Source organism: Ktedonospora formicarum (genome assembly GCF_016587355.1).
In the GTDB taxonomy this organism is placed as follows: domain Bacteria; phylum Chloroflexota; class Ktedonobacteria; order Ktedonobacterales; family Ktedonobacteraceae; genus Ktedonobacter; species Ktedonobacter formicarum.
The window spans coordinates 3377705-3402380 of sequence record NZ_BNJF01000001.1; the positions used below are offsets into that span (position 1 = coordinate 3377705).

At 51.7% G+C, this 24676-nt stretch carries 16 protein-coding genes and 2 tRNA genes; 8 read left to right on the forward strand and 10 right to left on the reverse strand.

Going from position 1 to position 24676, the window contains the following annotated elements:
- Positions 1-152: 152 nt before the first annotated feature.
- A complete protein-coding gene (locus tag K3T82_RS14525) occupies positions 153-2255 on the forward strand; it encodes a GAF domain-containing sensor histidine kinase (protein ID WP_220194159.1) in 2103 nt (700 codons plus the stop codon).
- A gap of 74 nt (positions 2256-2329) precedes the next feature.
- On the opposite strand, the gene K3T82_RS14530 is transcribed toward K3T82_RS14525, so the two are convergent.
- Positions 2330-2503, reverse strand: a complete 174-nt coding sequence (locus K3T82_RS14530) for a hypothetical protein (protein WP_220194160.1) — start codon at positions 2501-2503, stop codon at positions 2330-2332.
- Positions 2504-3305: 802 nt separating this feature from the next.
- Here K3T82_RS14530 and K3T82_RS14535 point away from each other — a divergent pair.
- The 3 genes from K3T82_RS14535 to K3T82_RS14545 all read left to right on the forward strand — a co-directional run bounded on the left by K3T82_RS14535 (position 3306) and on the right by K3T82_RS14545 (position 7013).
- Positions 3306-4706 carry a deoxyribodipyrimidine photo-lyase gene (locus tag K3T82_RS14535; protein WP_220194161.1) on the forward strand — a complete coding sequence of 467 codons (1401 nt, stop codon included), beginning with the start codon at positions 3306-3308 and terminating at the stop codon, positions 4704-4706.
- A 206-nt stretch (positions 4707-4912) separates the two neighbouring features.
- A complete protein-coding gene (locus K3T82_RS14540) occupies positions 4913-5527 on the forward strand; it encodes an RNA polymerase sigma factor (RefSeq protein ID WP_220194162.1) in 615 nt (204 codons plus the stop codon).
- Complete coding sequence (locus K3T82_RS14545) at positions 5520-7013, forward strand: outer membrane protein assembly factor BamB family protein (protein ID WP_220194163.1); 1494 nt, start codon at positions 5520-5522, stop codon at positions 7011-7013. The genes K3T82_RS14540 and K3T82_RS14545 overlap by 8 nt, the downstream gene beginning before the upstream one ends.
- Before the next feature lie 67 nt (positions 7014-7080).
- Here the strand turns inward: K3T82_RS14545 and K3T82_RS14550 are convergent, their stop codons facing one another.
- Positions 7081-10722: an AAA family ATPase gene (locus K3T82_RS14550; protein WP_220194164.1), complete on the reverse strand. Its 3642-nt coding sequence runs from the start codon at positions 10720-10722 to the stop codon at positions 7081-7083.
- A gap of 1110 nt (positions 10723-11832) precedes the next feature.
- On the opposite strand from K3T82_RS14550, the gene K3T82_RS14555 reads away from it, so the two are divergent.
- A complete protein-coding gene (locus K3T82_RS14555) occupies positions 11833-13011 on the forward strand; it encodes a S53 family peptidase (RefSeq protein WP_220194165.1) in 1179 nt (392 codons plus the stop codon).
- 268 nt (positions 13012-13279) lie between these two features.
- Positions 13280-14770 carry a cation diffusion facilitator family transporter gene (locus tag K3T82_RS14560; RefSeq protein ID WP_220194166.1) on the forward strand — a complete coding sequence of 497 codons (1491 nt, stop codon included), beginning with the start codon at positions 13280-13282 and terminating at the stop codon, positions 14768-14770.
- 31 nt (positions 14771-14801) lie between these two features.
- Here the strand turns inward: K3T82_RS14560 and K3T82_RS14565 are convergent, their stop codons facing one another.
- The 4 genes from K3T82_RS14565 to K3T82_RS14580 all read right to left on the reverse strand — a co-directional run bounded on the left by K3T82_RS14565 (position 14802) and on the right by K3T82_RS14580 (position 17824).
- Positions 14802-16694, reverse strand: coding sequence for a GAF domain-containing sensor histidine kinase (locus tag K3T82_RS14565; protein ID WP_220194167.1), 1893 nt, complete (start codon positions 16692-16694; stop codon positions 14802-14804).
- Positions 16695-17211: 517 nt separating this feature from the next.
- A tRNA-Ser gene (locus tag K3T82_RS14570) sits at positions 17212-17300 on the reverse strand.
- Positions 17301-17308: 8 nt separating this feature from the next.
- Positions 17309-17394 (reverse strand) — tRNA-Ser (locus tag K3T82_RS14575).
- Between the two features lie 136 nt (positions 17395-17530).
- On the reverse strand, positions 17531-17824 hold the full coding sequence (locus tag K3T82_RS14580) for a hypothetical protein (RefSeq protein ID WP_220194168.1): 294 nt from the start codon (positions 17822-17824) through the stop codon (positions 17531-17533).
- 517 nt (positions 17825-18341) lie between these two features.
- On the opposite strand from K3T82_RS14580, the gene K3T82_RS14585 reads away from it, so the two are divergent.
- Together K3T82_RS14585 and K3T82_RS14590 are read left to right on the forward strand one after the other, a co-directional pair.
- Positions 18342-19223, forward strand: coding sequence for a sigma-70 family RNA polymerase sigma factor (locus tag K3T82_RS14585; RefSeq protein WP_220194169.1), 882 nt, complete (start codon positions 18342-18344; stop codon positions 19221-19223).
- Between the two features lie 592 nt (positions 19224-19815).
- The gene (locus tag K3T82_RS14590) at positions 19816-20022 is read left to right on the forward strand and encodes a carbon storage regulator (protein ID WP_220194170.1); all 207 of its coding nucleotides are present in this window, start codon (positions 19816-19818) and stop codon (positions 20020-20022) included.
- 171 nt (positions 20023-20193) lie between these two features.
- On the opposite strand, the gene K3T82_RS14595 is transcribed toward K3T82_RS14590, so the two are convergent.
- From K3T82_RS14595 to K3T82_RS14610, 4 genes are all read right to left on the reverse strand, one after another.
- Positions 20194-21348: an inositol-3-phosphate synthase gene (locus K3T82_RS14595; protein WP_220194171.1), complete on the reverse strand. Its 1155-nt coding sequence runs from the start codon at positions 21346-21348 to the stop codon at positions 20194-20196.
- 286 nt (positions 21349-21634) lie between these two features.
- Positions 21635-22564 (reverse strand): NAD-dependent epimerase/dehydratase family protein, encoded by a 930-nt coding sequence (locus K3T82_RS14600; RefSeq protein WP_220194172.1) that lies wholly within the window; start codon positions 22562-22564, stop codon positions 21635-21637.
- Between the two features lie 121 nt (positions 22565-22685).
- A complete protein-coding gene (locus K3T82_RS14605; RefSeq protein WP_220194173.1) occupies positions 22686-23468 on the reverse strand; it encodes a GspE/PulE/PilB domain-containing protein in 783 nt (260 codons plus the stop codon).
- Between the two features lie 266 nt (positions 23469-23734).
- Entirely contained in the window at positions 23735-24484 is a 750-nt protein-coding gene (locus K3T82_RS14610) for a hypothetical protein (protein WP_220194174.1), read from the reverse strand.
- Positions 24485-24676 lie beyond the last annotated feature (192 nt).

Below are 24676 nucleotides of genomic sequence, written 5' to 3' on the forward strand. Positions count from 1 at the left end.
CCTGACCTTACAAGATACCTGTACGCTAAGTCCTCCCTGACTAGACAACTATTGCTACCGATTGTGTAAGGGGTTATGATATCGTGTAGCTGGATCTCTTAAAGTTGCTACAAAGATAACACCACTATCGTAATTGCTGAAGCAGGTTTAGTATGCAAAGTCAAAGCGCCAGAACACAATTACAGATCACGCAAAGCGTGCGGATGCGGCGCTGGTATATAGCGATAACCATGCTGCTCTATATGTGTGGCATTTTTTTCGTTGCTCTAGCCACATATCGTGAGCTGGTCTTAGGGGATCATACATTTGTGGTTCTCGCAATTCTGGTGGTGTTACTTGTGATACTATGTCTGGTGCATGCGATTCTGACCTTACGTCGAAATCTGCGATTTGTCCAGGCGTATGCACAACAGGAGCACGAAACACATCTGTTAGGAGTCCTTCTTAACCAGCTTGCCGACATTCTTGAATGTGAGCATCTGCGGGTGCAGGCGACTCGTACCCTTATTTCGACGCTTGGCTATGATGTCGCGACGCTCTTTCTGCTGGAACAGGCGGCGGGCACCTCTCAACCACTTCTGGTAAATGTGGCGTCTAGTACCACAGAAGCGGAGAGCTGGCGTTTCTGGGGCGCGAATGAATTGACTGCCATCTGTCTGTCTGGGCAGGAGACAACACTGAATTGGAGCAAGCGCCACATTGGCGAAATCGCGGAGTTCGATTTCTGGTGGCAGCGGCAACAGGGATCGATTATCAGCTTCTTTCCTTTGATATACCATGGCAGAAAGATTGGGGCTCTGGGCGTGGCGCGTCATACTCAGGAAGGGCTAAACGCAAGCGATATCTCACTGCTTCGCCTATATGCCGAGCAATTGGCTGCCTTGCTTGAACACGCACATTTGTATGAGGAGTCACGAGAACGCGAAGCCTTCTCCCATGCCATTGCCAACATCGCGACCCGCCTGAATGCTGCCACCATTGAGCCTGTCGAGTTGAGTCAGTTGATTTGCGAAGAGGGTGGGCACGCGCTTAAGGCTGATTACACTATCTTGTATTTACCAGACGAGCAAGATGAAAACTTGCAGCCTCTGACGCATTGGTCAAGGGATATGGATCAGCGTGAGAGCTATATCCATTGGCCTGCTATTAGTCTGGATGAGCCAGATGGTCAGGCATTCTATGACCTTCAGCCGAGATTGCTCACGCTCAATGGTACAAAGCCGCTCTCTAGCAGTGAGACCACGCATATGATTGGCTCTTTGATAGAGGGTGATAATACGTGGAACGTGCGGCATGGTCCTACATTGCGTGAAACCCTGTGGCAATGTGGAGGGCGCTCAGCTATTTTGACACCGATGATGTCTGAAGGTGATCCTATCGCTCTGTTGATCTTTGTGCGTGAGCAGACTGCGAGACACGATTGGCGCGCCTTCTCTGTCTTTGACCTTCCTCATGCTCAGGACTTCGGTGAACAGGCAGCGGTGGCCTTTACCAACGCGCGCTTATATGAACAATTGCGAACCGCGCATCGTCGTTTGCAAGAACTGGATCAGATGAAGGATCAGTTTATGGGAACGGCTTCTCATGAACTGCGTACCCCTCTTACCGCTGTTCAGGGCTATATTGAGCTACTGTCACAGTATGATGATATCCTGCCGTCAGATGAGCGACGTGACTTTCTGGAGAAGGCACGTCGGGGTTGCGACGAACTGGCGATGCTTCTCTCCAACGTTATGGATGCGAGCCGTCTAGAGCGTGATGTTGCTGTGCGTGCGGCCCTGCTTAAGCCTGTTTCGCTCAAAGAGACTATTGAGAATGTGGTGTTGATGATTGAGCCCAATCTGACCAAGGAAAGGCGTACTCTACAGGTTGAGGTGGCAGAAGATCTCTCTGTGCGTGCTGATCCTATGCGCTTGCGCCAGGTGCTTATGAATATATGCGCTAACGCCCTAAAATACTCGAAGCCACAAACTCCACTTGCGATTATTGCTTCAGCACAGCAGGAGCCAGCTTCAATGGTGACGATACGTGTGAAGGATCAGGGGAAAGGTATCGCGCCAGAGGATCAGGAGCGTATCTTTCAGCGCTTCTTCCGCCTGGAAGTCGATGTGAATAGTCCAGTGCGCGGCTCAGGTCTAGGGCTCTATATTTCGAAGCGCTTGATTGAAGCCATGGGTGGAAAGATCTGGATTGAGAGCCGGGGGATCGAGGGTGAAGGATCGACGTTCGCGATCCAGTTACCCATGGCTGGATGATAGCTTGCTTGTACCAGGCACCTGCAAATGAGGATATGCCAGCTTCTATAGTTTGCACTATAGCCACATACAGGCTACTTTTTTGTTTCTTCTTTACCTTTGTCCGTAGCCAGGGCTTGTCGCTTGACAAGTAGAGGGGCGTGCTCCTCGCAGTAGAGGAAGCGGCGACCGCCTGAGAGCAGTTGCGCGAATGCGGCTGGCTCACCGCAGGTATCGCAGCGGCCTACATGGGTTCTAACGGCTTTCATGATTCGGGGACCTCCTGATGACGTCTCTATGCTAAACCTGGTTATTGGGTATATGTCTCTAATTTAGTATCTTGCCTCTGTCCCTATCATATCACAAACGCGGCCTGAAGCCTACTGCTTCCCTTCTAGAAAAAGCATGCTGTGCATCTCTCCAATGGCTTGAGCGTGTTCGCAACTGCTAATAGGTTAGGGATGTAAATTGATGTATCCTTCAGCGAATCTTACATAAGATAATAGAGAAGAATAGCCACAAGAGCGTGTACCTGACAACGTAAATTTTACAGAAGAATATATTTGACGTGGCTTGTAGCGCTGGATACGGTGAGATACAAGAAGCTGAACAGCAAGCAAAGGGTTGGGGAAGAAGGCGGGTGTATACTGTAGGCAGTGATGAACACTGATTGATGGGGTGCCAGCCTTGCTCTGTTGAGTTATGCCGCGAGTCATCGACGGAAGTGTGTCTCCAATGTAAGGCACTGAGTTGCGACTTAGTCCCCACACATTGTCGAGGCCGCCGTGAGGATGGTTTGTTGTTGCCCTGCTCCAGACCATATATCATTGGTCAGTGTCTCATCACCCCAGACATTATTCATCAACGCTGACGAACAGGGTTTTACTATTGCGTGATCCCCCCTTCACCAGAGGTCAGGCGACTGCTTAGCAGTCGCCTGACTATTTTTGTATGCCCGTGTGTGTAGGACTTCTTGAGGTCGATGACCTGGAATGAGCATGTCGTAACGTCTTCTGTCACAAGCCAAATTGCCAACTATGTTGAGCTGGAAGTGAGAGGATGAGTTGTTGTATGACCAAGATTGAAACGGTGCTAGGGCGGGATGAGCGCGTCGAAGTCTATCGCTCTGGCGAGTGTACTGAGGATGGAGCGTGTGTGCTTTACTGGATGCAGCGAGCTCAGCGTGGGAGAGATAATCTGGCGTTAGATGCTGCTATCACGCTTGGAAATCAACTTCATATGCCGGTGCTGACGCTGTTCGTTCTGACAGAGTATCCCGAAGCGAATCTACGCCACTATCAATTCATGTTGGAGGGGCTTGAAGAAACTGCCCATGTGCTTGGGGAACGTGGAACGCCGCTGGTAATTCGCCAGGGAGATCCGCCTGCTGAGGTTATTAAGCTGGCGTGTGGGATCAAAGTGGCGGCTGTCATAGGCGATGAATGCGAACTACGCCTTCCTCGTGTCTGGCGGCAGATAGTGAAGCGCGATCTGTCAGTTCCCTTTGCCTGCGTTGATGCCGATGTCATGATCCCGCATCGGCATATGACAAAGGAGGAGTGGGGGGCCTATACCATCCGCCCGAAGATTCAGCGCTTGCTGCCCCGCTACTTACAACCCATGAGCGATGCTGAGTCTGAGTATCCTCTGGCGCAGCCGCCATGCAATCCGGGCGAGGCTGCGCGACCAACACATCTGCTCTCGCACCTCAAAATTGACCGTACTGTACAGCCCTCCAGGGTCTTTCGCGGTGGGCAGCGTGAGGGGATGCAGCGTCTTGAGCGCTTTATCCATGAGCGGTTGTCAGGCTATAGTGAGAAGCGAAATATTCCCGAGCTTGATGGGACCAGCCAGCTTTCGGCGTATCTCCACTTTGGACAAATCTCCATTCAGCGTGTCGTCTGGGAGGTTGAGTGCTATGTCGCATCTGGTGCTGGTAGTGCTCATATCGATCTGGATGGTGGACGCGCGGCTTATCTGGAAGAGCTGATTGTGCGCCGCGAACTGGCTGTTAACTTTGCCTGGTTTAATGAGCATTACGACTCACTGGCTGGCTGTCCCGATTGGGCTCGCAAGACGCTTCAAAAGCACGCCCAGGACCCACGTGAATGGGAGTATAGTCGAGAAGAACTGGAACAGGCGCGGACCCATGATGAACTCTGGAATGCCAGCCAGCGCGAGATGGTTGTGAGTGGTCGTATGCACGGCTACATGCGTATGTACTGGGCCAAAAAGATTCTTGAATGGATGCCCTCGCCAGAAGAGGCATTTGAGACGGCTGTGTACCTCAACGATAAATATGAGCTTGATGGACGCGATGCAAATGGCTATACAGGTATTAGCTGGGCTATTGGGGGCAGGCATGATCGCCCCTGGCGCGAGCGTCAGATCTTCGGTCAGGTGCGCTACATGGCCCTCAGTGGCATGAAGAAGAAAATGGATGTCGCCGCGTATACCTATAAGTGGCAATAGCCTGTTTTTGCATAGATTGATTAGCAGAGAAAGTGTCGGAGCGGTCCATTCTAGCGTCTTCAGCACTTTCGCTATTCTTCTTTTTCCTACTGTAACAAAACCCTCTCTTCGTGTGACTATCCAATACTTACAGATGTACATTGATCAGAATATGGAGTTATGTATTGTGATACAGCCTACTACGCGGCTAAGTGAAGGATCTGCCTATGCGGCAATCAATGGATGAGTATACCCAGGCCCTACGCGTGTTCTTGCAGGAAAATATGGAAGCACTTCAGGGGATTGTGCGCTCATATGTGTTGAGGGCTGGTCTGGGGCGTGGTGCGGCTCTACACGAAGTAACGGTAGATGTGCTGAACGAGGTGACGTTAGAAGCCCTGGCTCATGTCGAAGTCTTCGTGACGGTTCGCCAGCCACGTGCCTGGTTTCTCGGTATTGCTGCCAATATAATCAAGCGGCGTCGTACTGCCTTATATCGGCAGAGTCAGCGCGAGCTTTCTGTTGGTAGCCTGCTCTCCGTTGCGGAGTCGGGGAGCGAGAGCGATTTCTTTGACCACCTCAGCCAGACAACCCAGCCTGGTCCCGAAGATGAAGTTGAGGCGAGGGAACAGGTTGCTGAACTGCTGGCTCTGGCTTCGCCTGAAGATCGACGTGTACTCCGCCTGGCCTTCTTACAGGACCTGGATACTAATCACCTGGCTTTGGCGCTCAATGTTTCACCCGGTAACGCGCGTGTGCGCTTGTATCGCGCGCTCAATCGTGTGCGTGCTGCCTGGTACGCACGTAGCCAGATTGAACAAGAAAGGGGGCATCATGCGTGAGTATGAAGTGGACCGGCGGCAACGCCTGGCCTATGAAGAGACGCTCTATCGCTATAGTACAGCGCTTGAGCGTGGAGATTTTGACACGATTATCGCTATTTTGCACGAAGCGGAGAGCGATGCTCGCCTCGAACGCCTGATTATAGAGACACATCAAGAGGGTTATCAACAAGAGGAACCTGGAATGATTCAGGATGAACAAACCATTTTATTATTACCTGATGCACCCCAGGAGGGACCACGCAGGCAACCCCGCCCCTCAATACGCAAGCCGCGAAAGCGCTGGCTTATCGCGCTTCAGGGTATCGCCGCTGCCCTCGTCGTCGTGACGCTGATCGCAGGCGCACTCTTCATTTTCACCTCGTTCCATAATGCCACTGCGGGAAGTACAGGCGCTATAGCTCAAACGAGCGATATCGTGGTCACCATAGATATGAAAAATTTAAATAAAAATGCTGGTGAGGGGACCGCGACCGCGCAAGATGCGCGAACAGGTAAGCAACTCTGGAGCTATACCTTTGGCAAGGACGTTGACTTGAATAGCAAGATTGGCCTGGTCGTGCAAGACCACGTGGTCTATATTGCCAGTAACAAGCAGGTTATCGCCTTTCGGGCAAAGGATGGTAAGCTCCTCTGGAAGGCTGCCCTTGGTTCCGCAGATCAGCGCATCATTCTGGGCGATAATATGCCACGACTCATTGTCGATCAGGGTCGTGTATATGCCAGTGGCTACTCGGCTGGAAATCTTTACACGCTCGATGCGAAGACGGGCAAAGTGCTCTGGCACTACGATGCGGACCTGCCAGCTCTGCTCACTGAGAGTAATGGTATCGCTTATGTGAAGGATGGCGATAATAGCATTAAAGCTCTGGATGGGAAAAATGGGTACACGTTCTGGACATATGATGTGAAGAGTATGTCTCTGAGTACTATTGTTGCTAATAATGTATTGTATGTGCAGGCGGCGCACTCTCTGAAGGATAATCCTAAAGGTATGCACAAAAACGAGAAGTTGCTAATGGCTCTCAATGCCGCAACTGGCAAGCAACTCTGGTCCGTCACCGCGCCAGCCTACGCTCCGAGTGATCTAGTTGTTGCGCAAGGTGTGGTCGCGCTCTTTAATGGTGAAGCCTTCTGTGGTTATGCTGCCAGTGATGGTCACAAGGCATGGTGCACTAACGGTCCGACCAGTGATTTCTCTGAGAAGGCATTAGCGAGTGTTGATGGTATGATCTATGGTTTGTACTCGTCTCAAACCAATGGGCAAGTCCTGCTCGCCATTGATCCTCGCAATGGTACACAGTCCTGGTCTGTCGTACCGGAGCAGGGGGCGCTGGGTGTGCCACAGATCATCGCATATGGCGATAGCCTGATTCTCCCTCAGAATGGGGTCGTCCTCAACCGCTCCAATGGTGAAGTACGCTGGCATTTCTCGGGTGATTCTAAGAAACACCTCATTATGGTTGCTGCCGCAGGGCAAATATAAGACGCAAAGTTGATGGACATGGTCACCAACGTGACCATGTCCATCAACTTTGCGCGTTCCTTCTAACTTAGGAAGTCAGGCCTGCGTCCACCTCAAGCTTGCTGGAGTCAGGTTCTTCAACATGGAGTGCCGGGTCGCGCATCTCAATATCAAGCTTATCGTCGAGGGCACGAACATGAACTTCGCAGTTCTGTGGGATATTTGCCAGCAGAATGCGGAGACTGAGCGGAACTGTGAGGAGCTTCTCAATCACACGGCGTAGTGGACGCGCCCCCTGAGTCTGACTGAAGCCCTCGCGACAGAGCAGGTCAATGGCGCTCTCATCGGTGTGCAGGATCAAGCCTTGCTCAAGCAGACGCGAGGCTAGTTCCGTCATCTGGAGCTGTGTGATGGCGCGAGCCTGTTCACGGTCGAGCGGATGGAAAATCACTACGTCGTCGATACGATTCAGGAATTCCGGGCGGAAGGTCTGTCGCAGGCGTTCCATTAGCTGTTCGCGTTGCATCTGCTCATTATTCTCGCGCGAGTGGACGCGGAAGCCGCTAGGCATCGAACGTCCGAGCATATCTGTGCCGACATTAGAGGTCATAATCCAGATGGCATGTTGCGCGTCAACGGTATGCCCCTGGGCGTCGGTCAGGCGTCCCGCGTCGAAGACTTGCAGGAAAAGATCAAAGACCTCGGGATGGGCCTTCTCAACCTCGTCAAGCAGAACGACGCAGTGCGGGCGGCGGCGAAGCTTGCCCGTGAGTTGGCCTTCCTGATCATAGCCTACATAACCGGGAGGTGCGCCGATCATGCGTGAGACCGCGTGCTTCTCCATATACTCTGACATGTCTACGCGGATCAGGTGATCAGGTGATCCGAAGACCTCGGCAGCCAGCGCTCGCGCTAGTTCTGTTTTGCCAACTCCAGTTGGACCCAGGAAGAGGAAGACACCAGCCGGACGATTACGTGGTTTGAGGCCAGCTCTCGCGACCTGGATTGCCTGGGTGACACGATTGACGGCCTCATTCTGTCCGATAACCCGCTCCTTGAGCCGACTATCCAGGCTCAGCAGGCGGTCGCGCTCCTCTCGCCCTGGCGCCTGTACTGGAATGCCTGTGCGGTAAGAGATGACCTCAGCGATCATGGGCGCGGTAATAATAGGCCCAGCCGGTGTGGCGTCAATATCCTCATCCAGCATGTCCAGCCCGTCGGGGTCACCTTCCGCTTTCAATTGTTCTTGCTCCATCCAGAAGATTCGTGCCTGTGAACAGGCCTCGTCAAGTACGCTACAAGCTTTATCTGGAAGGCGCAAGTTGGGCAGGTATTGGACCGAGAGGTGAACAGCTGCCTGAAGTGCCTCATCGGTGATTGAGGTATGGTGATGCTCCTCGTAGAGCGAGCGCATACCTTTCAAAATGGTCAGCGCATCCTCTGGTGTGGGCTCTTCGACCAGGATGGGGCGCAGGCGGCGCTCCATGGCGGCGTCCTTCTCTATCATGCGATATTCTTGCGGTGTGGTGGCTCCGATACAGCGTAGCCGCCCACCAGCCAGAGCTGGTTTCAAGATGCCTGCCGCGTCGATGCTGCCATCGGCGGCGCGTCCTGTGCCAATGAGCATGTGCATCTCGTCAATGAAGAGGATAATATTGCCACTATTCTCAGCCTCTTCGAGTACCTTGAGAAGGCGCTCCTCAAATTCACCTCGGTATTTGGTTCCGGCGACCAGAGAACTTGCTGAGAGCTCAATCAGGCGCTTGCCCTTGAGGTCTGCGGGCACGCGCTCCTCGATAATTCGTTGTGCCAATCCATATACGATAGTTGTCTTGCCAACACCTGAATCGCCAATCAGGATTGGGTTATTACGGTCTTTGAGCATCAAGGTCTGCATGAGGAGGCGAATCTCTTTATCGCGCCCGATGAGTGGGGTAAGCTGGCTTGTGGATGCCTGACGCGTCAGATCGCGTCCCAGGCGTTCTAGAATGGAGCCACCGCCCTTTAAGCCTTCTGGTCCCATGACACCAGGAATCTCCTCGGGCACGGCCTCGGGGTTGGTTCCCGCTGAAGGAACCAGTTCGATCAAGGCATGGGCATCGCTCTGCACTATGAGCTCTACAAGCTGATTGGGATTGATTCCCAGCTTCGTTAGCAGCTCGTGCGTTACTCCATCTCCCTCACTTAAGACGGCCTGGGCGATGGCGCGCTCGTCTACCAGCGATGAGCCTGCGGTAATCGCGTTGCGCTCGGCTGTTTGCAGAATCTCTTTACAGCGGCGTGTGGGCAGGATAGGGGTATCAATGCTTGCCTTGCCAGAGCCTAGCGCGAGTCGGATTACATCTCGTACCTGTTTGGGGGAGAAGTTCAGGTTACGTAAGGCATCCTGTGTGCAGCCGCCATCGAGTTTGGTTAAAGCGATAAACAGGTGAGGCGTTCCTAGATAGTCTTTATGCATACGTCGAGCCTCACTCAGCGCCAGCTCTAGAACTGCACGCAAGAAGCGACGATCAGGCGTGTTCGTTGAGGGGAGGATGGGAGACATAATTTGACTATCATCTAAGGCCTCATATTGAGGTTCCGAGGGACGATCCTTGATGGTTGGAGAACTCGTTACCAGGCGTTGGGTTGGATCGCCGTAGAGCAGGAACGAAGCCCACGTAGTATCATTGGTATGCTGCTGTGCGAGATTCTGACGTGTACGTCGTAAGGCCTCTCCAAGCGTCACACCATCGGCGATATCCTGATAGAAGAGTTCCATGAATTCGCGTGCGCGCATTGGATTGGTGGGCCAGCGCATGGCGATCACCGCCCCGGCTCCTGCCGCCAAAAAGCGGTTTGCCAGGCGCTCTGTATGCTCATCGCGCTCTTGCTGTTCGCGCAGGTTCGAGCCAACGCGTGTTTGTCGCTCCTCCTCATAATAGCTCAGGAAGATGAGCGGACGCTTGGAGAGCGAGAGCGAGATATGCTCAATTGTATCGGCGTCCAGACGCGAATTGCCCGCCAGGGCCAGGACTGGCTCATGTCCGCTGATAAGTGGTAGAGGACCAGCATAGTGGAGGATGAGTGGATTCTCCGCCGAGCTGCGCATCCGCAGCTCTAGCTGATTGGCTTGCTGACGATAGAGAATGATACGCCCGACCGTTTCGGGCAGGCTGGTACAGAGAGTTGCGATTTCCTCCTCCGCCCCGTTATATTCTCCAGTTGGATTGACCAGGAAGAGGATTGAGAGCGGCTGGTTCTCGCGTTTGCCCAGCTTGCGAGCCTGGCGCTCGACGAAGGTGCCGGGCTGGAAAGGATCGCGCTCCTGGTAAGTATGTGAAGTACGCCCAATGCTCAATGTCTGGCATAGATAGCAACCTGGCTTCTGGCTTGAGTCAAACATTAATTCCCAGGGGAGTTCCGGCGTATTGGTCTTGAGGATGAGTGGTATATCAAGTTCCCGCAATGCCTTTTGCAGGGAAGCGGGTAGTAGCGAATCAAAGAGGAAGCGCCCAAGTACCTGTTGTACGTCATGAAGGGTGCTGGTCGAGCGTTTGCCTTCGGCCAGTCCAGCTGTTTGTGTGGATTGGGCGACAGCTTGTAACATACGGCGCAACCGTTCACGCGTCTCCATTGTGAGATCGACGCTGATCTCCTGTCCCGCGGGCGATTGACCGTCGGGAAGGTCAAGACGAAAGCGGTAATGCGTGTCCGTTCGAATAATGGTTAATGTCGCTGGCTGTTCCATAGATACTTCTCTTCCACAAACTCTTCCCGTAATCGCTGAACGGTGGCTACAAAACGAGACGCTCCCCCGGCGGGAAGCGCGCGAGGATGGTTCTTTCCACAGGTCAGGCAGACATAGCCTGTGAAACAGGCGTCTATCTTTTCTTTTAGACTTACTCCTTATCCGAAAACCTGAGCGCTTTGCGCTAGCCGCGAGCAGCGGCGTTGGTTTCGCATAAGACCATACTACCTCTCTGAAAATCTGAGCACGGTGGTGCTAGACATGCTAGTGGCGCTGTACCCTCGAACGAGGGCCGTCGTGCCTTCTTGAGAAGAGGGTATTACCTGATAGGATTTGCATCCTGACGCACGGCGCATTTTTGCATTTCACCTCATTCTACACAGGGAAAGACGTCCTGTCAATCAGGAACGGTGATTCAGCCAAAGCTGTGCTAAAATAGATCTCAATCGTACATCTTTTAGCCCCCTTGGGAAGCCTTCTGGAGCCTCTGGATAGCTTGAAAGCTGTCGTCTTGTATAATGGAAGCGCTTGCAAATACCTTTATTGCCAACGCTGCCCTATACAGGCACGCCATTTTATAGCGCGAAAAAGTATTTTAGTCTTATGTAAGATTCTTGCTGCATTATGCTTCTCAGTCTTCTCTAAGGTGACCCTCATATTTCTTTTTTACCTCTTCTTTGTTTGCCATATACGTGGATGGTTTATACCCTTAAAAGCGCTAATTATCTTCCTCGCTATTGCTGTGTCTTTATGGGTTTTATCACGTGAAAGAATGTATTTAAGGAAAAATTTTTATGTAAGTCTGGAGTAATTCAAAGCATGTATACTTGTCGCTAGAGTATCTGCCTAAATCCGCAATGTGTTCGCTACAAACACTGTGACAGATACAAATATCCGAGTTTATGGTTTCACAAAGGTCTTGAACGAAAACCTGCGCACTCTTGTGACTTGCGCTATTGTGCTCCGGTTTTCAGTAGGTAATTATGCTCTGATGTTCACATCTGAGGGGAAGTGCAGGAAGCTATCCCCCAGGTTCGGCTCGCTCAGCTTTCATGATGAGGCTGGCTAGTGGGTCAGGCCAAGCAGCAGAGCATGGAGAAAGGAAAACCCATGAAACGATTCCTGGGACTCCTCTGCGTAGCCACCTTTGTAGGCTTATTTGTAGCAGCTACGTTTAGCACTACCCCCGCTCATGCGCAGATCGCGCAGAAACAGTTCCGTCAGGTCTGTGGTCAGGTGTCGCCTGGAAGCGCACGCTGTCTGGCGATTCAGGTTACGACCACAAACGCCAGCGGCATTACCCCCTTCGCGGCTACCCCAGGTGGGCTCAATCCCGCTGATTTGCAGAATGCGTACAAGCTTCCATCCTCCAGCGCTGGTAGCGGTCGCACCGTTGCTATCGTTGACGCGTATGACGATCCCAACGCCGAGTCTGATCTGGCTGTCTATCGCAGCCAGTTTGGCCTACCTCCATGCACCACCGCTAATGGTTGCTTTAAGAAGGTTAATCAGAATGGTGGTACTAGCTATCCGGCTGCTGATGCTGGCTGGGCTGGTGAGATCGCGCTTGATTTAGATATGGTGAGCGCCATCTGTCCTAACTGTAAAATCATCCTGGTAGAGGCGACCAGCGCCTCTTATGCGAACCTGGGTACGGCTGTCAACAGGGCCGCTAGCCTGGGTGCCGTCGCTATTAGCAATAGCTATGGCGGTGGTGAGTCGAGCGCTGAAACATCTTATGAGTCAACCTACTACAATCATCCTGGTATCGCCGTCACTGCTAGCTCTGGCGATAGTGGCTATGGTGTCTCCTTCCCTGCCTCCTCACGCTATGTAACCGCTGTCGGTGGAACGTCGCTCAGACGAGCCAGTAACACGCGCGGTTGGACTGAGACTGCCTGGAGTGGTGCTGGTAGTGGTTGTAGTCGTTATATCACCAAGCCTTCCTGGCAGACCGATACCGGCTGCTCACGCCGAACTGTTGCCGACGTCTCGGCTGTTGCTGATCCCAACACTGGCGTCTCGGTCTACAATTCTTATCAGTCCAGCGGGTGGGTCGTCTATGGTGGAACCAGTGTCTCTTCTCCCATCATCGCTTCTGTCTACGCTCTGGCTGGTAATACTGGCAGTATCACTTATGGTTCCTATCCTTACAGTCATACTAGCAGCCTGTTCGATGTCACAAGCGGCAGTAATGGCAGTTGCAGTGGTTCTTATCTCTGCACAGCCAAGACCGGCTACGATGGCCCGACAGGCCTGGGTACGCCTAACGGTATTGGAGCCTTCTAAAAAAGAAGTATTGTAGCGAACAACAGGAGAAGCGCTTCCCTAGGTCGTAAAATAGGGGAGCGCTTCTCTGCTGTTTGTGGGGCATGCATATTTAAAATCCAATCTTTATTGCACTAAAAATTAAATTTTATAGAAAGCATTGTAGACAGCACGCGCATTTTCGTCTACAATGTCCCAGGCGTTTGACCATGAGCCTACGAACCCGGAAATGAAATGATCATTATGAGCTGGTAACGATGAGCCAGGGATCAGCTAAGAGAAGAGGACCATGCAACAGAAACAGACATCACAGCAGTTAATGCACCGGGAGAAGACAATCGTTGCGCTTTCGTCGGTGGGGGCGGCCATTGGATTGACCGTCTTCAAGCTCGTTGTGGGCTCGTTTACGGGTAGCCTGGGTATTCTGGCCGAGGCCGCGCATTCTGGGCTGGATCTTGTTGCGGCTCTGATGACGCTTTTTGCGGTACGTATCGCTTCTCGCCCGGCAGATGCGAATCATAACTATGGGCATGGGAAGGTTGAAAATCTCTCGGCTTTTCTTGAGGCTGTCCTCCTTATCGCGACAGGTGTCTGGATCATTATTGAGGCTATCCGTCGCTTGCTCTATCATGAGGGCAGTATGGAGATAAGCATCTGGGCTTTCATCGTTATGTTTTCCTCCATCATCATCGATATCACGCGTTCACGGGCTCTGCTGCGTGTTGCTCGTAAGCATGGTAGCCAGGCTCTGGAGGCTGATGCTCTGCACTTTAGCACCGATATCTGGAGCTCTGCGGTCGTTATCGTTGGCCTGGTGATTGTCTACCTGACTGAGTTACTGCATCTTCCAGGTTGGTTAGCGCAGTCTGATGCCGTTGCCGCTCTGGGAGTCTCTGTGATTGTGATCTGGGTTAGCGCTCGCTTGATACGTGATACTCTGGATGCCTTGCTGGATAAAGCCCCCCACGATCTTGGTACGCATGTGCGCGAGCGACTGCGGACGCTGCCAGATGTGCTAGAGGTACGGCGCATGCGTGTACGCCGCGCGGGCAATAAGCATTTCATTGATATCGTCATTGCCGCACCCCGCACGTTTACCTTTGACCAAACACATCGCTTGAGCGAGCGGATCGAGGAGCAGACCGTTGAGGCCGCGCGTCCAGACTCTCCTCAGGGCGAGTTCGATGTCGTTGTGCATGTCGAGCCTACAGCTTCGCCTCGCGAAACCGTTTCAGATCAGATTCGCTATCTCGCGGAGGCTCAAGGTATACATGCCCATGATATCCATGTGCGTGAGGTCGATGGTGCGCTTGAGGTTGATCTCGATGTAGAGGTGCGCACCGATATGACGCTCCAGGAGGCTCATGCTCAGGCTTCGCGTTTCGAGCATATCGCTCTCCAGCAGAACCCGCACCTCCGCCGTGTCACCACGCATATTGAGGCTCCTAGCGATGTTATTGTTGCTCGTCAGGAAGTTACTAACGAGAATACTGCTTTACGTGAAGAGATAAGGCGCATCGCTAACGGTATCGCGGGTGAAGGGCGTGCGCATGAAGTTCATGTTTATCGGCGTTGTGATGCCCAGTCTGATCATGAGGTTTTTGGTAGCACCGCCACCGAAACTGCCACATTGGATGTTACACTTCATATTACCTTCGACGCGCTGGCTCCGCTGAGCCAGGTGCATATCTGGGCAGAAGAGATCAAGCGTGCGCTCCGCCGGGCGCACCCCTATCTGGACACTGTCACTATCCATACTGAACCGCCCGAAACCGCGTAAGGGACGGGCGAATGAGGAATCAGCATCCCATTTAGGTCTTGCTCAATGGAAGTGTAAACCAGAAGTGTGAGCCCTGCCCGACTGTGCTTTGTAGACCAACGCTCCCACCGTGCTGCTCCACTATCGTTTTGCAGATATGCAGACCCAGACCCAGGCCAATACTATTTCCGCTCATTATGGATATATCTTTGGACCGGTAGAAGCGTTCCCAAACACGCGTCTGTTCGTCGAGCGTTAAGCCTGGCCCTTGATCGCTCACTATCACACGCCCTTCCATTCCTTCTGTAATGACAGTAACTTTTATGGATTTATCGCTTGCTGAGTATTTGCACGCATTTGTCAAATAGTTATTTACCACCTGACCAAGCCGTTCCGCGTCGCCATGGACAAAGATGTCAGCGGTCGGTAGCTCCAGATCAATGCGGCGCCCTTCCGCCACCTGGCGCTGATCTTCAACGATCTCCTTCACTACTTGCTTCAGGTCGCATCGTTGCATATAAAGTGCAAGCGTGCCTGCCCGGATACGAGAGACATCGAGCATGTCACTTGTCAGGCGTGTTTGTAACCTTACCTGATGTTCTGCACGTTCAAGATAGCGTTGAATCTTCTCAAGCAGGTTTATTGATGTGTCATGCTCTTGCTGATGTTGGGACATTAAGCGGCGTAAGGCTCGTTGAGCCAATTGAATGTTGCCCTTAAAAGCGGTCAGCGGCCCTTTCAGTTCATGACTAGCTATGCTCAGGAACTCATTAAAGCGCGTGTTGAGTTCCTGGGTTTGCCGTTGTAGCAGGTAGCGTTCATGTATATCGCGGAAGATAAGCACACATCCATTTACATGCTCCTGCTCATCATAAATTGGCATGCCTGAGACACTTAGGAAGCGTTTCACCCCCTGGGCATTCTCTCTCTGGACCATGACCATCTTTTCACCTACAAGATGCTCACCATTAAGGACGCGCACAATTGGCAACTGTTCACTAAGCACCGGTTGTGTGTTTTCGTCCCAGACGACTGTCCTCTCTTGTTGCCGAGCTAGAAATTCTTCAAGCGTTTTACAGTCAGGAATGACAGATAAAATTTGCCTCGCTACCTCATTTACGCGGAGCTGCCCATCGCGATTGCTAACAAGCATGCCATCACCCATAGCGTCGAGAATAGCATTTAATTCGCGTAAATGCCTATCCGCTTCCATGTGTGCCTCCCGCTCCTTGCGCGCCAGTTCAGCCTGTGCACACTCAGCCTCCCTGAGTTGGGTTGTTAGTTCTTCTCGTTCAATATGAGAGATCAGAAATCGAGCCATGATTTGCATGAGTTCTAGCTTTTCAGGCTGTTGCATGAGTGGACGAGGACGGGAGTCCTGTGAGCAGAGGGTACCATAGATACGACCATCGCTATAGATCAGAGGGACCCCTATGTAAGATCCGATATTATAATCTTTGGTTGTGAGAAGTTTCTGATAAAAAGGGCTGCGTGTGGAATCTTCGACAATAAGAGGCTGATGCGTTTGCCAGATAGTGTGGCAATATGTCTCATCTAATGCTCTCTCTCCTCCTCGGGCCGGCTGTGAGGTGCCCTGGTTACGCACTCCCATGATTTTGAGCGTGTGCTGATTTGCCCCATCGATTTCGTTGGATGGGGTTATCTCAACACGCGAGATGAAGAGGGTCTGACAATCAAGAAAACGGCGCAGTACTTCAAGGGTGGCGTCCATCGCCTCCTCTGAAGACGTGAAGCTCTGAGCGGTAATTTGTGCTACATCATGTAGTATTTGTATGTCTTCGCCCTTGCCTGGCTTTTCAATGGATGATTGGGTGAACACTTCTTGCGAGGGATCTACTTGCTTGCTTGATGAATCTCTCTCGAGTTGCTGAGAAAGAGTTGGCTTGGCTAAATTTGTAGCTGGCTTGGGGAATTTGCGCTTCAATATAGGGTTCCTTTTCTACCCATCGTCCCTGAAGGAAATAAGTCGCGACTGTGAACATCTATCTAGACGGTATGTGTAGAAGAGCGCTAGTAGGTTGTGCTACTCGAACAAAGGAGCAAGTATTTCCAAATCTCGCTGTAAGCATTTATATAAAAGGCGCTTTTGCCTACATAGCAAAGCCAATTTACTTACTATGTAGGCAAAAGCCTAGTCTACAAATACCCATCTGTCAATAGGTATGCATGCTTCTCTACTTAGAGTGGGATTTGTGTGGGATTACTTTTTTCTAGGAACGCCTTGAATCAGTACAATATTCGACAAATTATTTTCTTTGTTTGAGACGTACGAAAAATGTACTGTTGAGCCTCTAACTCCAGCCCACCGCATCGATATACACGGTGGCTTGCTTACCATATAACTGTATTCCTAAGCTATTATTGAAATATGGAAGTAAAGAATGCAGCTATTGTCATGAATGAGGACAAAAAAACCGGCTCTATAAAGCCGGATAGGAAAATGGCGGAGGAGGCGGGATTCGAACCCGCGAAGGCTCATCACCTTACACGATTTCCAGTCGTGCTCACTAGACCACTATGAGACTCCTCCAGGATAAGCGGAGAGGGCGGGATTCGAACCCGCGAGGGCTATTAACCCTACCGCTTTTCGAGAGCGGCACATTCGACCACTCTGACACCTCTCCGCCACGGAGTATAACACATCTTTCCTGCCTTGACAAGCACTTTTCTGGGATTTGGGAGAGGTGCGTCTTTCCTCGTTAAAGCCAGGGTGACAGAGCATAACGCATGGGCACGTGCCTTGCTCTGCCACCCTCTCTTCTACTCTTCGTTTAGTTCTCCTTGCTCATAGAGCCAGCGTGCGAACTGGATATGACAGTCCTCGGCCATACGTTGGCGCATTTCAGTATTTTCATATAAATGCTCGCGCATCCTGATGAGCTTGATTGCTTCATCCCAGAGGAAGCCCTGCTCCAGCAATGCATGCAGGAGCACTTGCTCACGCGCTATCTCCTTCGCCGAGACTTCAGGGTCCATCGATGGCGATTGCTTCAGCCCATCGTGAGGCTGCTCAAAGAAACTGCCTCCCATCGATGGATCATGTAAATTCGACATATGCATTCTCCTCTTTACGCAGTCCATTTCTCTCAAGTGATGAGCCGCTCAATCATCTACACACGCGTTAGCCATCTTCAGATGAGTACAGTGCTCCTAAACGGGTTTGACTCTATTACATGACAACCGAGTTTGGTCCTGTAGTGAAGGCACAGCTCTGCAAGGTCCTGCTATAGCTTTCCTTATCGGCATTCTACACCAGGTTTATAGTCCCCAGAGGGACGATATGCCTTAGGGACTTTTGTAAGTCAAACCAGGGACTTCAGTCAATGTTCCCTCCTGGTTCGGCGCCACTACACTTTAGGTACTAATGACAAAAGGAAGCAAGGGCGAAGTGGGTCTTAGGCGAAAACCAACGCCGCCTGAACGGCGGCAAGAGCGAACTCCTTGCACAAACACCTGAGCGCGACAGCGCTAGCTGCCGCCAGACAACGTTGTTTGTATCAACAAGAACGCGCTCAGGTTTTCAAACTAAGGGGTAGGACTATTTTTGCTGAAAGGAGTGGCAAACAGGTCTATGCAGGCTACGATTACCTTGAGCGAACTCTGGGAGAAGTACCAGGAGCATAAAAGTCCAGAACTACGTATTGAGTTAATCACGATGTACGCTCCCTTGGTGCGCTTCGTGGTTGGACGCTTAGGTATTCCTCCTACTAGTCTTCTTGATATGGAAGACCTCATAGGATATGGCACAATTGGACTTATTAATGCTATTGATCGCTACGATCCAGCTCGGGGCGTTCGCTTCGAGGCCTTCGCAACTCCCCGGATCCGTGGAGCCGTTATCGACCAGATACGCCAGCTCAACTGGTTACCCCGCTCCGCTGTCTCACGTATTCGCCAGATCGAAAAGACCCTAGCGGAACTAGAGCAGACCCATGGACGCCCCGCGACTGAAGTAGAGGCGGCTAACGCCCTGGATGTGTCCGTGGATCGCTACCGCCAGATGCTTGCTGAGATGAGTGTTTCCGTGCTCTCGCTTGATGCTCCTCTTGGTACCCATGTCGAGGAAGAGACAGCTTCCCTGGCGGATCTGCTTGAAGATGAAGAACAGCAGGACCCCGGTGAATCAGTGGAACGTGAAGAACTGACTCAGGCCCTTTCCTCTTCAGTTGAGAATCTCCCACAACGCGAACAGCTCCTACTTTCCCTCTACTATAAAGAGGAGCTAACCATGAAGGAGATCAGTCGTATTATGAATGTCTCTGAGTCGCGTGTCTGTCAACTGCGTATGCAAGCGTTGGTGCGCCTCCGTTCTATGCTCAATACTTATGAAACAGGTGAAGCTGCCCCATCTGGAGGGAAAGGCCGTGGTCGAGCAGAAGAACAGTCTGTGTATGTCTACCAGAACGCGCATAAGCGGCATCCAGCGGCAAGCGGAGCTGGCAAGTCACACTGATCCTTACTATGGACTTTGAATATAACGTCATTTCTGTGACCCACACGCTTGCCTCATACGTTTGAGTCCTAGGGCATGGAGTTGTGATGTCAACAACGTGGTAGCGGGAATAAGAATATAGCGACTTTTAGTCATAAAAAGTTCTAAAAAAGTAATATATAGATCTTTGGGTGCAGAGAATGATGCCTCCATCAGGCTCTAAGAGAATTGTGTCCGCATTGGACGTTAATTATAGAGAACGTGAATGGGGGAGCATGGTTGTAGAGGAATGTATACTGAAAAATGAAACTTATCTTGCGTAAGTTTATGGGCTTATGCGAAAACCGATTCCATTTGGAGATGAGCCGCTGCCAAGGCTAGCGCTGCCCCGTATACGGGGCGCGGCACGCTCAGGTTTTCGAGTAGGTGGTATATCGATGAGCAGATTGTGCGCACGATACCCATTGTCTACGGGCCTTGCGTCTGAAACCGGCAATGGTCAGTCCACATCGTGGCTTGCCATTTCACTAATGCTGCGCGTCAAGCACATGCATTGAGAAGCCATCGCAGCGCAGGGACGCCTGGAATTTGCTTCTGATGAAGGGAGCTTCGCATGCTTGTATTGCGACGAAAAGTTGGCGAAAGTATAGTGCTTGCTGGTGTCATTAACATTTCTGTGCTGGCCGTCGAAGGCGAGCGCGTTAAGATTGGAATTAGCGCTCCGCCAGATGTTAGTATCGTGCGCGAGGAGCTATTACGATCTGTGCCCGAGACGCCTGTGCAACAACCGAATTCACCCTCAACCCTACAGCAACGCTAGCGCCACGGAGTGGACCGCAACGAAACAATGTGGATAAGCGCTGCCAGTTAATTAATGACATGAGTTCGGCCCGTTTCAGTAAGACAACATGGTAGCAATGCACGAGATAAGGAAACACTGCTGGTACTTAGACCGCCCGGCAGTGTTTCTTTTTTCTGTATAGATTAGGCTTTATTCGACATTGACACTCGCTCTATGACCGTTTTTCTGATTCTGAACCGCTCCTAAAGCTTCTTCGTTGCTCTTCACTATCTCGCTAATGAAGGTTTCTGTCATATCGCGTGCCAGGTCATCAGAATGCTGGACTGGAGGCGATTTCATCAGGTACGCGCTGGGTGCTTCAAGTGCCCCACTGATGCCATTGTCCAGCGCCAGTTTGACCAGTCGTACGGCATCGATGACTACACCCGCTGAATTGGGCGAATCCCAGACTTCAAGCTTCAGCTCAACGTTGAGTGGCACGTCGCCAAAGGTGCGGCCTTCCAGGCGAATGTACGCCCATTTGCGGTCAGAGAGCCATTCCACGTAGTCTGATGGACCAATGTGTACATTCTCTTCGCCAATCTCGTAATCGAGCTGGCTGGTGACCGCGTTGGTCTTGCTCTCTTTCTTGGATTCCAGGCGCTCGCGTTCTAGCATGTTGTAGAAATCTGTGTTGCCACCTACGTTGAGCTGCATCGTTCGCTCTAGCTTGACTCCACGCTCGCGGAAGAGGCGTGCCAGCTTGCGGTGAACAATGGTCGCGCCAACCTGGCTCTTGATGTCATCGCCAATTATCGGTAGCCCCGCGTCCTTGAAGCGCTGCTGCCAGTAGCTCTCACGCGCGATAAAGACTGGGATGCAGTTGACCAACCCGACGCCAGCCTGAAGAATCTGTTCTATATACCATTTAGTTGCCGTCTCAGAGCCGACTGGTAAATAGTTGATGACGACGTCGGTCTTTGTCTCCTGCAAGATGCTTACGATATCATCGGTGGTTCCAGGGGCCTTGGTGATTACCTGTGATAGATACTTTCCCAGGCCGTCATGCGTCATGCCACGATATACCCTGGCATTCAAATAAGGTACTTCGGCAAAGCGATAGGTGTTGTTTGGTGCCTGGAAGATCGCCTCGCTCAGGTCCTTACCAACCTTATTGCTATCAATATCAAAGGCCGCAGTAAACTCTATATCTCGGATATGGTATCCACCAAGATTGACATGCATGAGTCCTGGTATAAAGTCATCCTCTTTGGCGTTTTGATAGTATTGCACCCCCTGTACCAGGGAACTGGCACAGTTTCCTACGCCGATGATCGCGACCCGTACTTTTCGACTCTTCGCCATGTACTCTCTCCTTCGATGCGCTAAGGGGTTCAACAACCCATGCCGATATTCGTTATGCCGCCGGTGCGGGTTGTCTTATAAGCCATTACAGATACATACACCCTCACCTTTATGGTAAAGAGTGTGAACAACATTGTGCTGTCCCGTAACTACAACCGAGAAGAAGAGAAATTTTATTCCTTAATAAGAGTAACTAATTACCTTGATTGCCTTTGTAAAGAGAAAGAAGCGCGCGGTTGACAGCCTCATGTCTGCCAACCGCGCGCTTCTTTCTCTCTGGAAAATATTAATTCTGTTGCTGGAAGTATTCTAGGGTTGCGTGTACGCCTTCTTCGAAGGTTATGCTTGGCTTCCAGCCCAGGAGGCGTTCCGCCTTGCTGTAATTGAATTGAGCTTTGTAGAGGTCGCCAGCACGCTTGGGGGCGCGAATAATTTCTGGCTCATAGCCTGTAAGACCAACCAGTGTCTGGTAGATCTTGTTGACCGAGATGGCTTCGTTGGTGCCAATGCAGAAAATATCGTTGTCTCCACGTGTGAGTGCGAGCACATTGGCGCGTGCGACATCGCCAACGTACACATAGTCTTTACTCTGCTCGCCGTCCCAGTCGATGCGTACCGATTGGTGCGTCAGGAAACGCTTGGCGAAGATCGCAATGACTCCGGCTTCACCATTGGGGTCCTGGCGAGGGCCAAATACGTTGCCATAGCGGAGTGCAGTGTAGTTCAAGCCGTTGGCTTCCTGCCAGTAGCGTAGGTAGTGTTCCGCGACGAGCTTTGTAATGCCATAGGGTGATTCAGGTCGTTGGAGGACATCCTCATCCACTGGCAAGCGGGTTGGGGTGCCATAGGTTGCGCCTGATGAGGCAAAGATAATCTTGCGTGTGCCAACGCGTGTACAGTTGCTTAGTACATTGATTAAGCCCAGGACGTTAACTTGAGCGTCTAACTGAGGATGGCGTGTAGAAACTGCGACGCTGTGCTGTGCTGCCTGGTGGCATACGATCTCTGGCTGAATCTCGTCGAAGGCGCGGGCGAGGGCTTCCTCATCCGTGATGTCCGCGCGTATAAGCTGTGCCTGAGGATTGAGGTTTGCCTCCTTCCCACCACCATCTGCCCAGAAATTATCGACGACTGCTACCTGGTTTCCTTCCGTGATATAGTGGTCGACAATATGTGAGCCAATAAAGCCAGCCCCGCCTGTGACAAGTATCTTCATGTGCTATAACAACCCCTTTCGTAACTACTCAGGTTCTCTTCCGAGGTTATTATAACCGCCGTTCGCAGGCAATTTCAACACGTGTATCGGCATGAGAGGCGCTTGCGAGCTTATTTATGGTTCATTGTATGCGTTGAAGCGCCTGAATACTTGTGAGTACCGGATAGATCGTCAGGCCCGTGATATGTTGGAGTCTTCGCAACGTTACTTCATCCTGTGGATTTGCCATCGCGACTGTCAGGACATTGTGCTCACGACCAAGGGGACAGCAATGAAGCTCGCGCGCGAGCCGCTCATCAACCAGCTGGCGCACATGTGCTGGTAGCGCATGTGGTAGGGTAGGAAGGTATGGCACACCGATCTCACGTGCCAGCTGTGATAGCGCTTCATCATCATGCATCTGCATGGCGCGTGGTTCCGGCTGGGTATCGTCGGCATTGAATTGGAAGTAACGTCGTTCTTCGAGCGTCGCGCAAAGTTGATTCCAGAGGGTTTGGGAGGGCGACAGAGAATGTACTTTGACCGCGCTTTTGGCGCTTTTCATACCAATGGGGCGTGTGATATCAAGGCGCTCGCAATTGTGAACGCGCCAGAGTAAGGCATCCCAGAGGCGTTCCTGTACAATCGCGGCCCCCTCTTGATTGGCCCCTGGAAGTACAAAGTAGAAGGTCGTTCCGAGCAGAAAGACATCGTCTGTTTTTCGTACCAGTTCGCGTACATTCTCCAGAAAGTAGCGTGTGCTGACCTCTGCCGCTTCCTTATCGTCAAATTGCAGTGTCATAGAGACCAGGGCCAGATCTTCTTGTTTCTGCACTTCATCTGTTTGTACGCTCTGCTCAAGGTCGTGCAGCGATACTATCTCTGTGTATGCATATGTGCTGGTTAATTGCTCATGAGATAACACGAAAGCCCTCTCTTTGTTCATATTCCTTATCCGGAAACCTGAGCGCGCCGTGCTCCCCGCATGGGGGCAGCGTTAGCTGCGAGAGCGGCGCCGTGCCCTCGTATGAGGGTTGGTTTTCGCATAAGACCATAGCGGAATCCCTTCAACACCCCTTGTTTGCTCAGACCCATATGGATGCATGCCTAGATAAGCATACCGCAAACTATACCCGGAAGAGGCATCAAGCCGGTTGCATTTTTGTTAAAAGTGGCTCTTCCTGGTTAAGATCATTTTACATATCCTTGTGAGTTTCCTGTTGTGGGGGCGTGCTGTGAGCGTAGCCCGTTAAGTTCGCGCACTAGACCAAGGGTCTGCTTGACCAGGAAATCGTTCTTCTGGAGCAGGTTCAGAATTGCCATTGATTGTTGATGCTTGCTCTGAGAGAGGGCGACTGATATCGCTGGTAATCCTTCATCTAACAAGGTGAGCACACAAAGCAGAAGCGAGAGGAAGCCCGTGTCTAGTTTGCGCAGTGTGTGTGGTGATAGGCCACTCTGGCCCAGCGTTGAGAGGAAAGGTGGCTGCCGATGATACATCTCAAGCCACGGTTGGAAGAGCGCGATCAGGTCATGTCGTGCGCGCTCATGGGTGATTCCATGAGAGGCTGATGCGGCCTGTATTTTGCTTTGCTGCTCTGGCAGGCTTTCTAGCTGCTCTAGCATTGCCGTTAGAGTGGTACTGACCAGCTGACCCCATGGAACCAGACGGGTACATTGTGCCTCAATTTCACGCAGACATTGCCAGCAGCGATAGCGCAGGGCGATGCGCTCATGCGTTCCAATGAAGTTCCAGCCTTCACTAACTCCACCTAACCGCTTGAGTGCTGGCAGGTGGTGACTATAGAGTGCCTGGGCATTAGTCAGGAAATAATGCAAGCACAACTGCATATTCCGAAGCGCGGCAGGCTCGCTGTATGTTTGTAATGGGGCAAGCAGGGTCGACAGGCGTGCGTGAAACTCGCCATCATTTAATTCCATCTTCACCACCTCCTCCCGATGTGTGTCTTTCTCTTCCATTGTACGGCACTCAACCTATTCCCTTGCAGAAAGATTTGCATTAATGTGCGGCTCGTGTCCAAGGGGATGTGGGCATCAATGCTCAGGTGAAAATGGTGATGTACATCGTTTGGAATCCCAGACCTGGGATATGAGTAGCTTGACAGGCTGTAT

Excerpts from the sequence above, each read along its gene's own strand:
- K3T82_RS14610 (WP_220194174.1), bottom strand. The coding sequence starts at position 24,484 with ATGGAATTAAATGATGGCGAGTTTCACGCACGCCTGTCGACCCTGCTT.
- K3T82_RS14530 (WP_220194160.1), bottom strand. The coding sequence starts at position 2,503 with ATGAAAGCCGTTAGAACCCATGTAGGCCGCTGCGATACCTGCGGTGAG.
- K3T82_RS14600 (WP_220194172.1), bottom strand. The coding sequence starts at position 22,564 with ATGAAGATACTTGTCACAGGCGGGGCTGGCTTTATTGGCTCACATATT.
- K3T82_RS14555 (WP_220194165.1), top strand. The coding sequence starts at position 11,833 with ATGAAACGATTCCTGGGACTCCTCTGCGTAGCCACCTTTGTAGGCTTA.
- K3T82_RS14560 (WP_220194166.1), top strand. The coding sequence starts at position 13,280 with ATGCAACAGAAACAGACATCACAGCAGTTAATGCACCGGGAGAAGACA.
- K3T82_RS14535 (WP_220194161.1), top strand. The coding sequence starts at position 3,306 with ATGACCAAGATTGAAACGGTGCTAGGGCGGGATGAGCGCGTCGAAGTC.
- K3T82_RS14590 (WP_220194170.1), top strand. The coding sequence starts at position 19,816 with ATGCTTGTATTGCGACGAAAAGTTGGCGAAAGTATAGTGCTTGCTGGT.
- K3T82_RS14540 (WP_220194162.1), top strand. The coding sequence starts at position 4,913 with ATGCGGCAATCAATGGATGAGTATACCCAGGCCCTACGCGTGTTCTTG.
- K3T82_RS14585 (WP_220194169.1), top strand. The coding sequence starts at position 18,342 with ATGCAGGCTACGATTACCTTGAGCGAACTCTGGGAGAAGTACCAGGAG.
- K3T82_RS14580 (WP_220194168.1), bottom strand. The coding sequence starts at position 17,824 with ATGTCGAATTTACATGATCCATCGATGGGAGGCAGTTTCTTTGAGCAG.
- K3T82_RS14525 (WP_220194159.1), top strand. The coding sequence starts at position 153 with ATGCAAAGTCAAAGCGCCAGAACACAATTACAGATCACGCAAAGCGTG.
- K3T82_RS14550 (WP_220194164.1), bottom strand. The coding sequence starts at position 10,722 with ATGGAACAGCCAGCGACATTAACCATTATTCGAACGGACACGCATTAC.
- K3T82_RS14595 (WP_220194171.1), bottom strand. The coding sequence starts at position 21,348 with ATGGCGAAGAGTCGAAAAGTACGGGTCGCGATCATCGGCGTAGGAAAC.
- K3T82_RS14545 (WP_220194163.1), top strand. The coding sequence starts at position 5,520 with ATGCGTGAGTATGAAGTGGACCGGCGGCAACGCCTGGCCTATGAAGAG.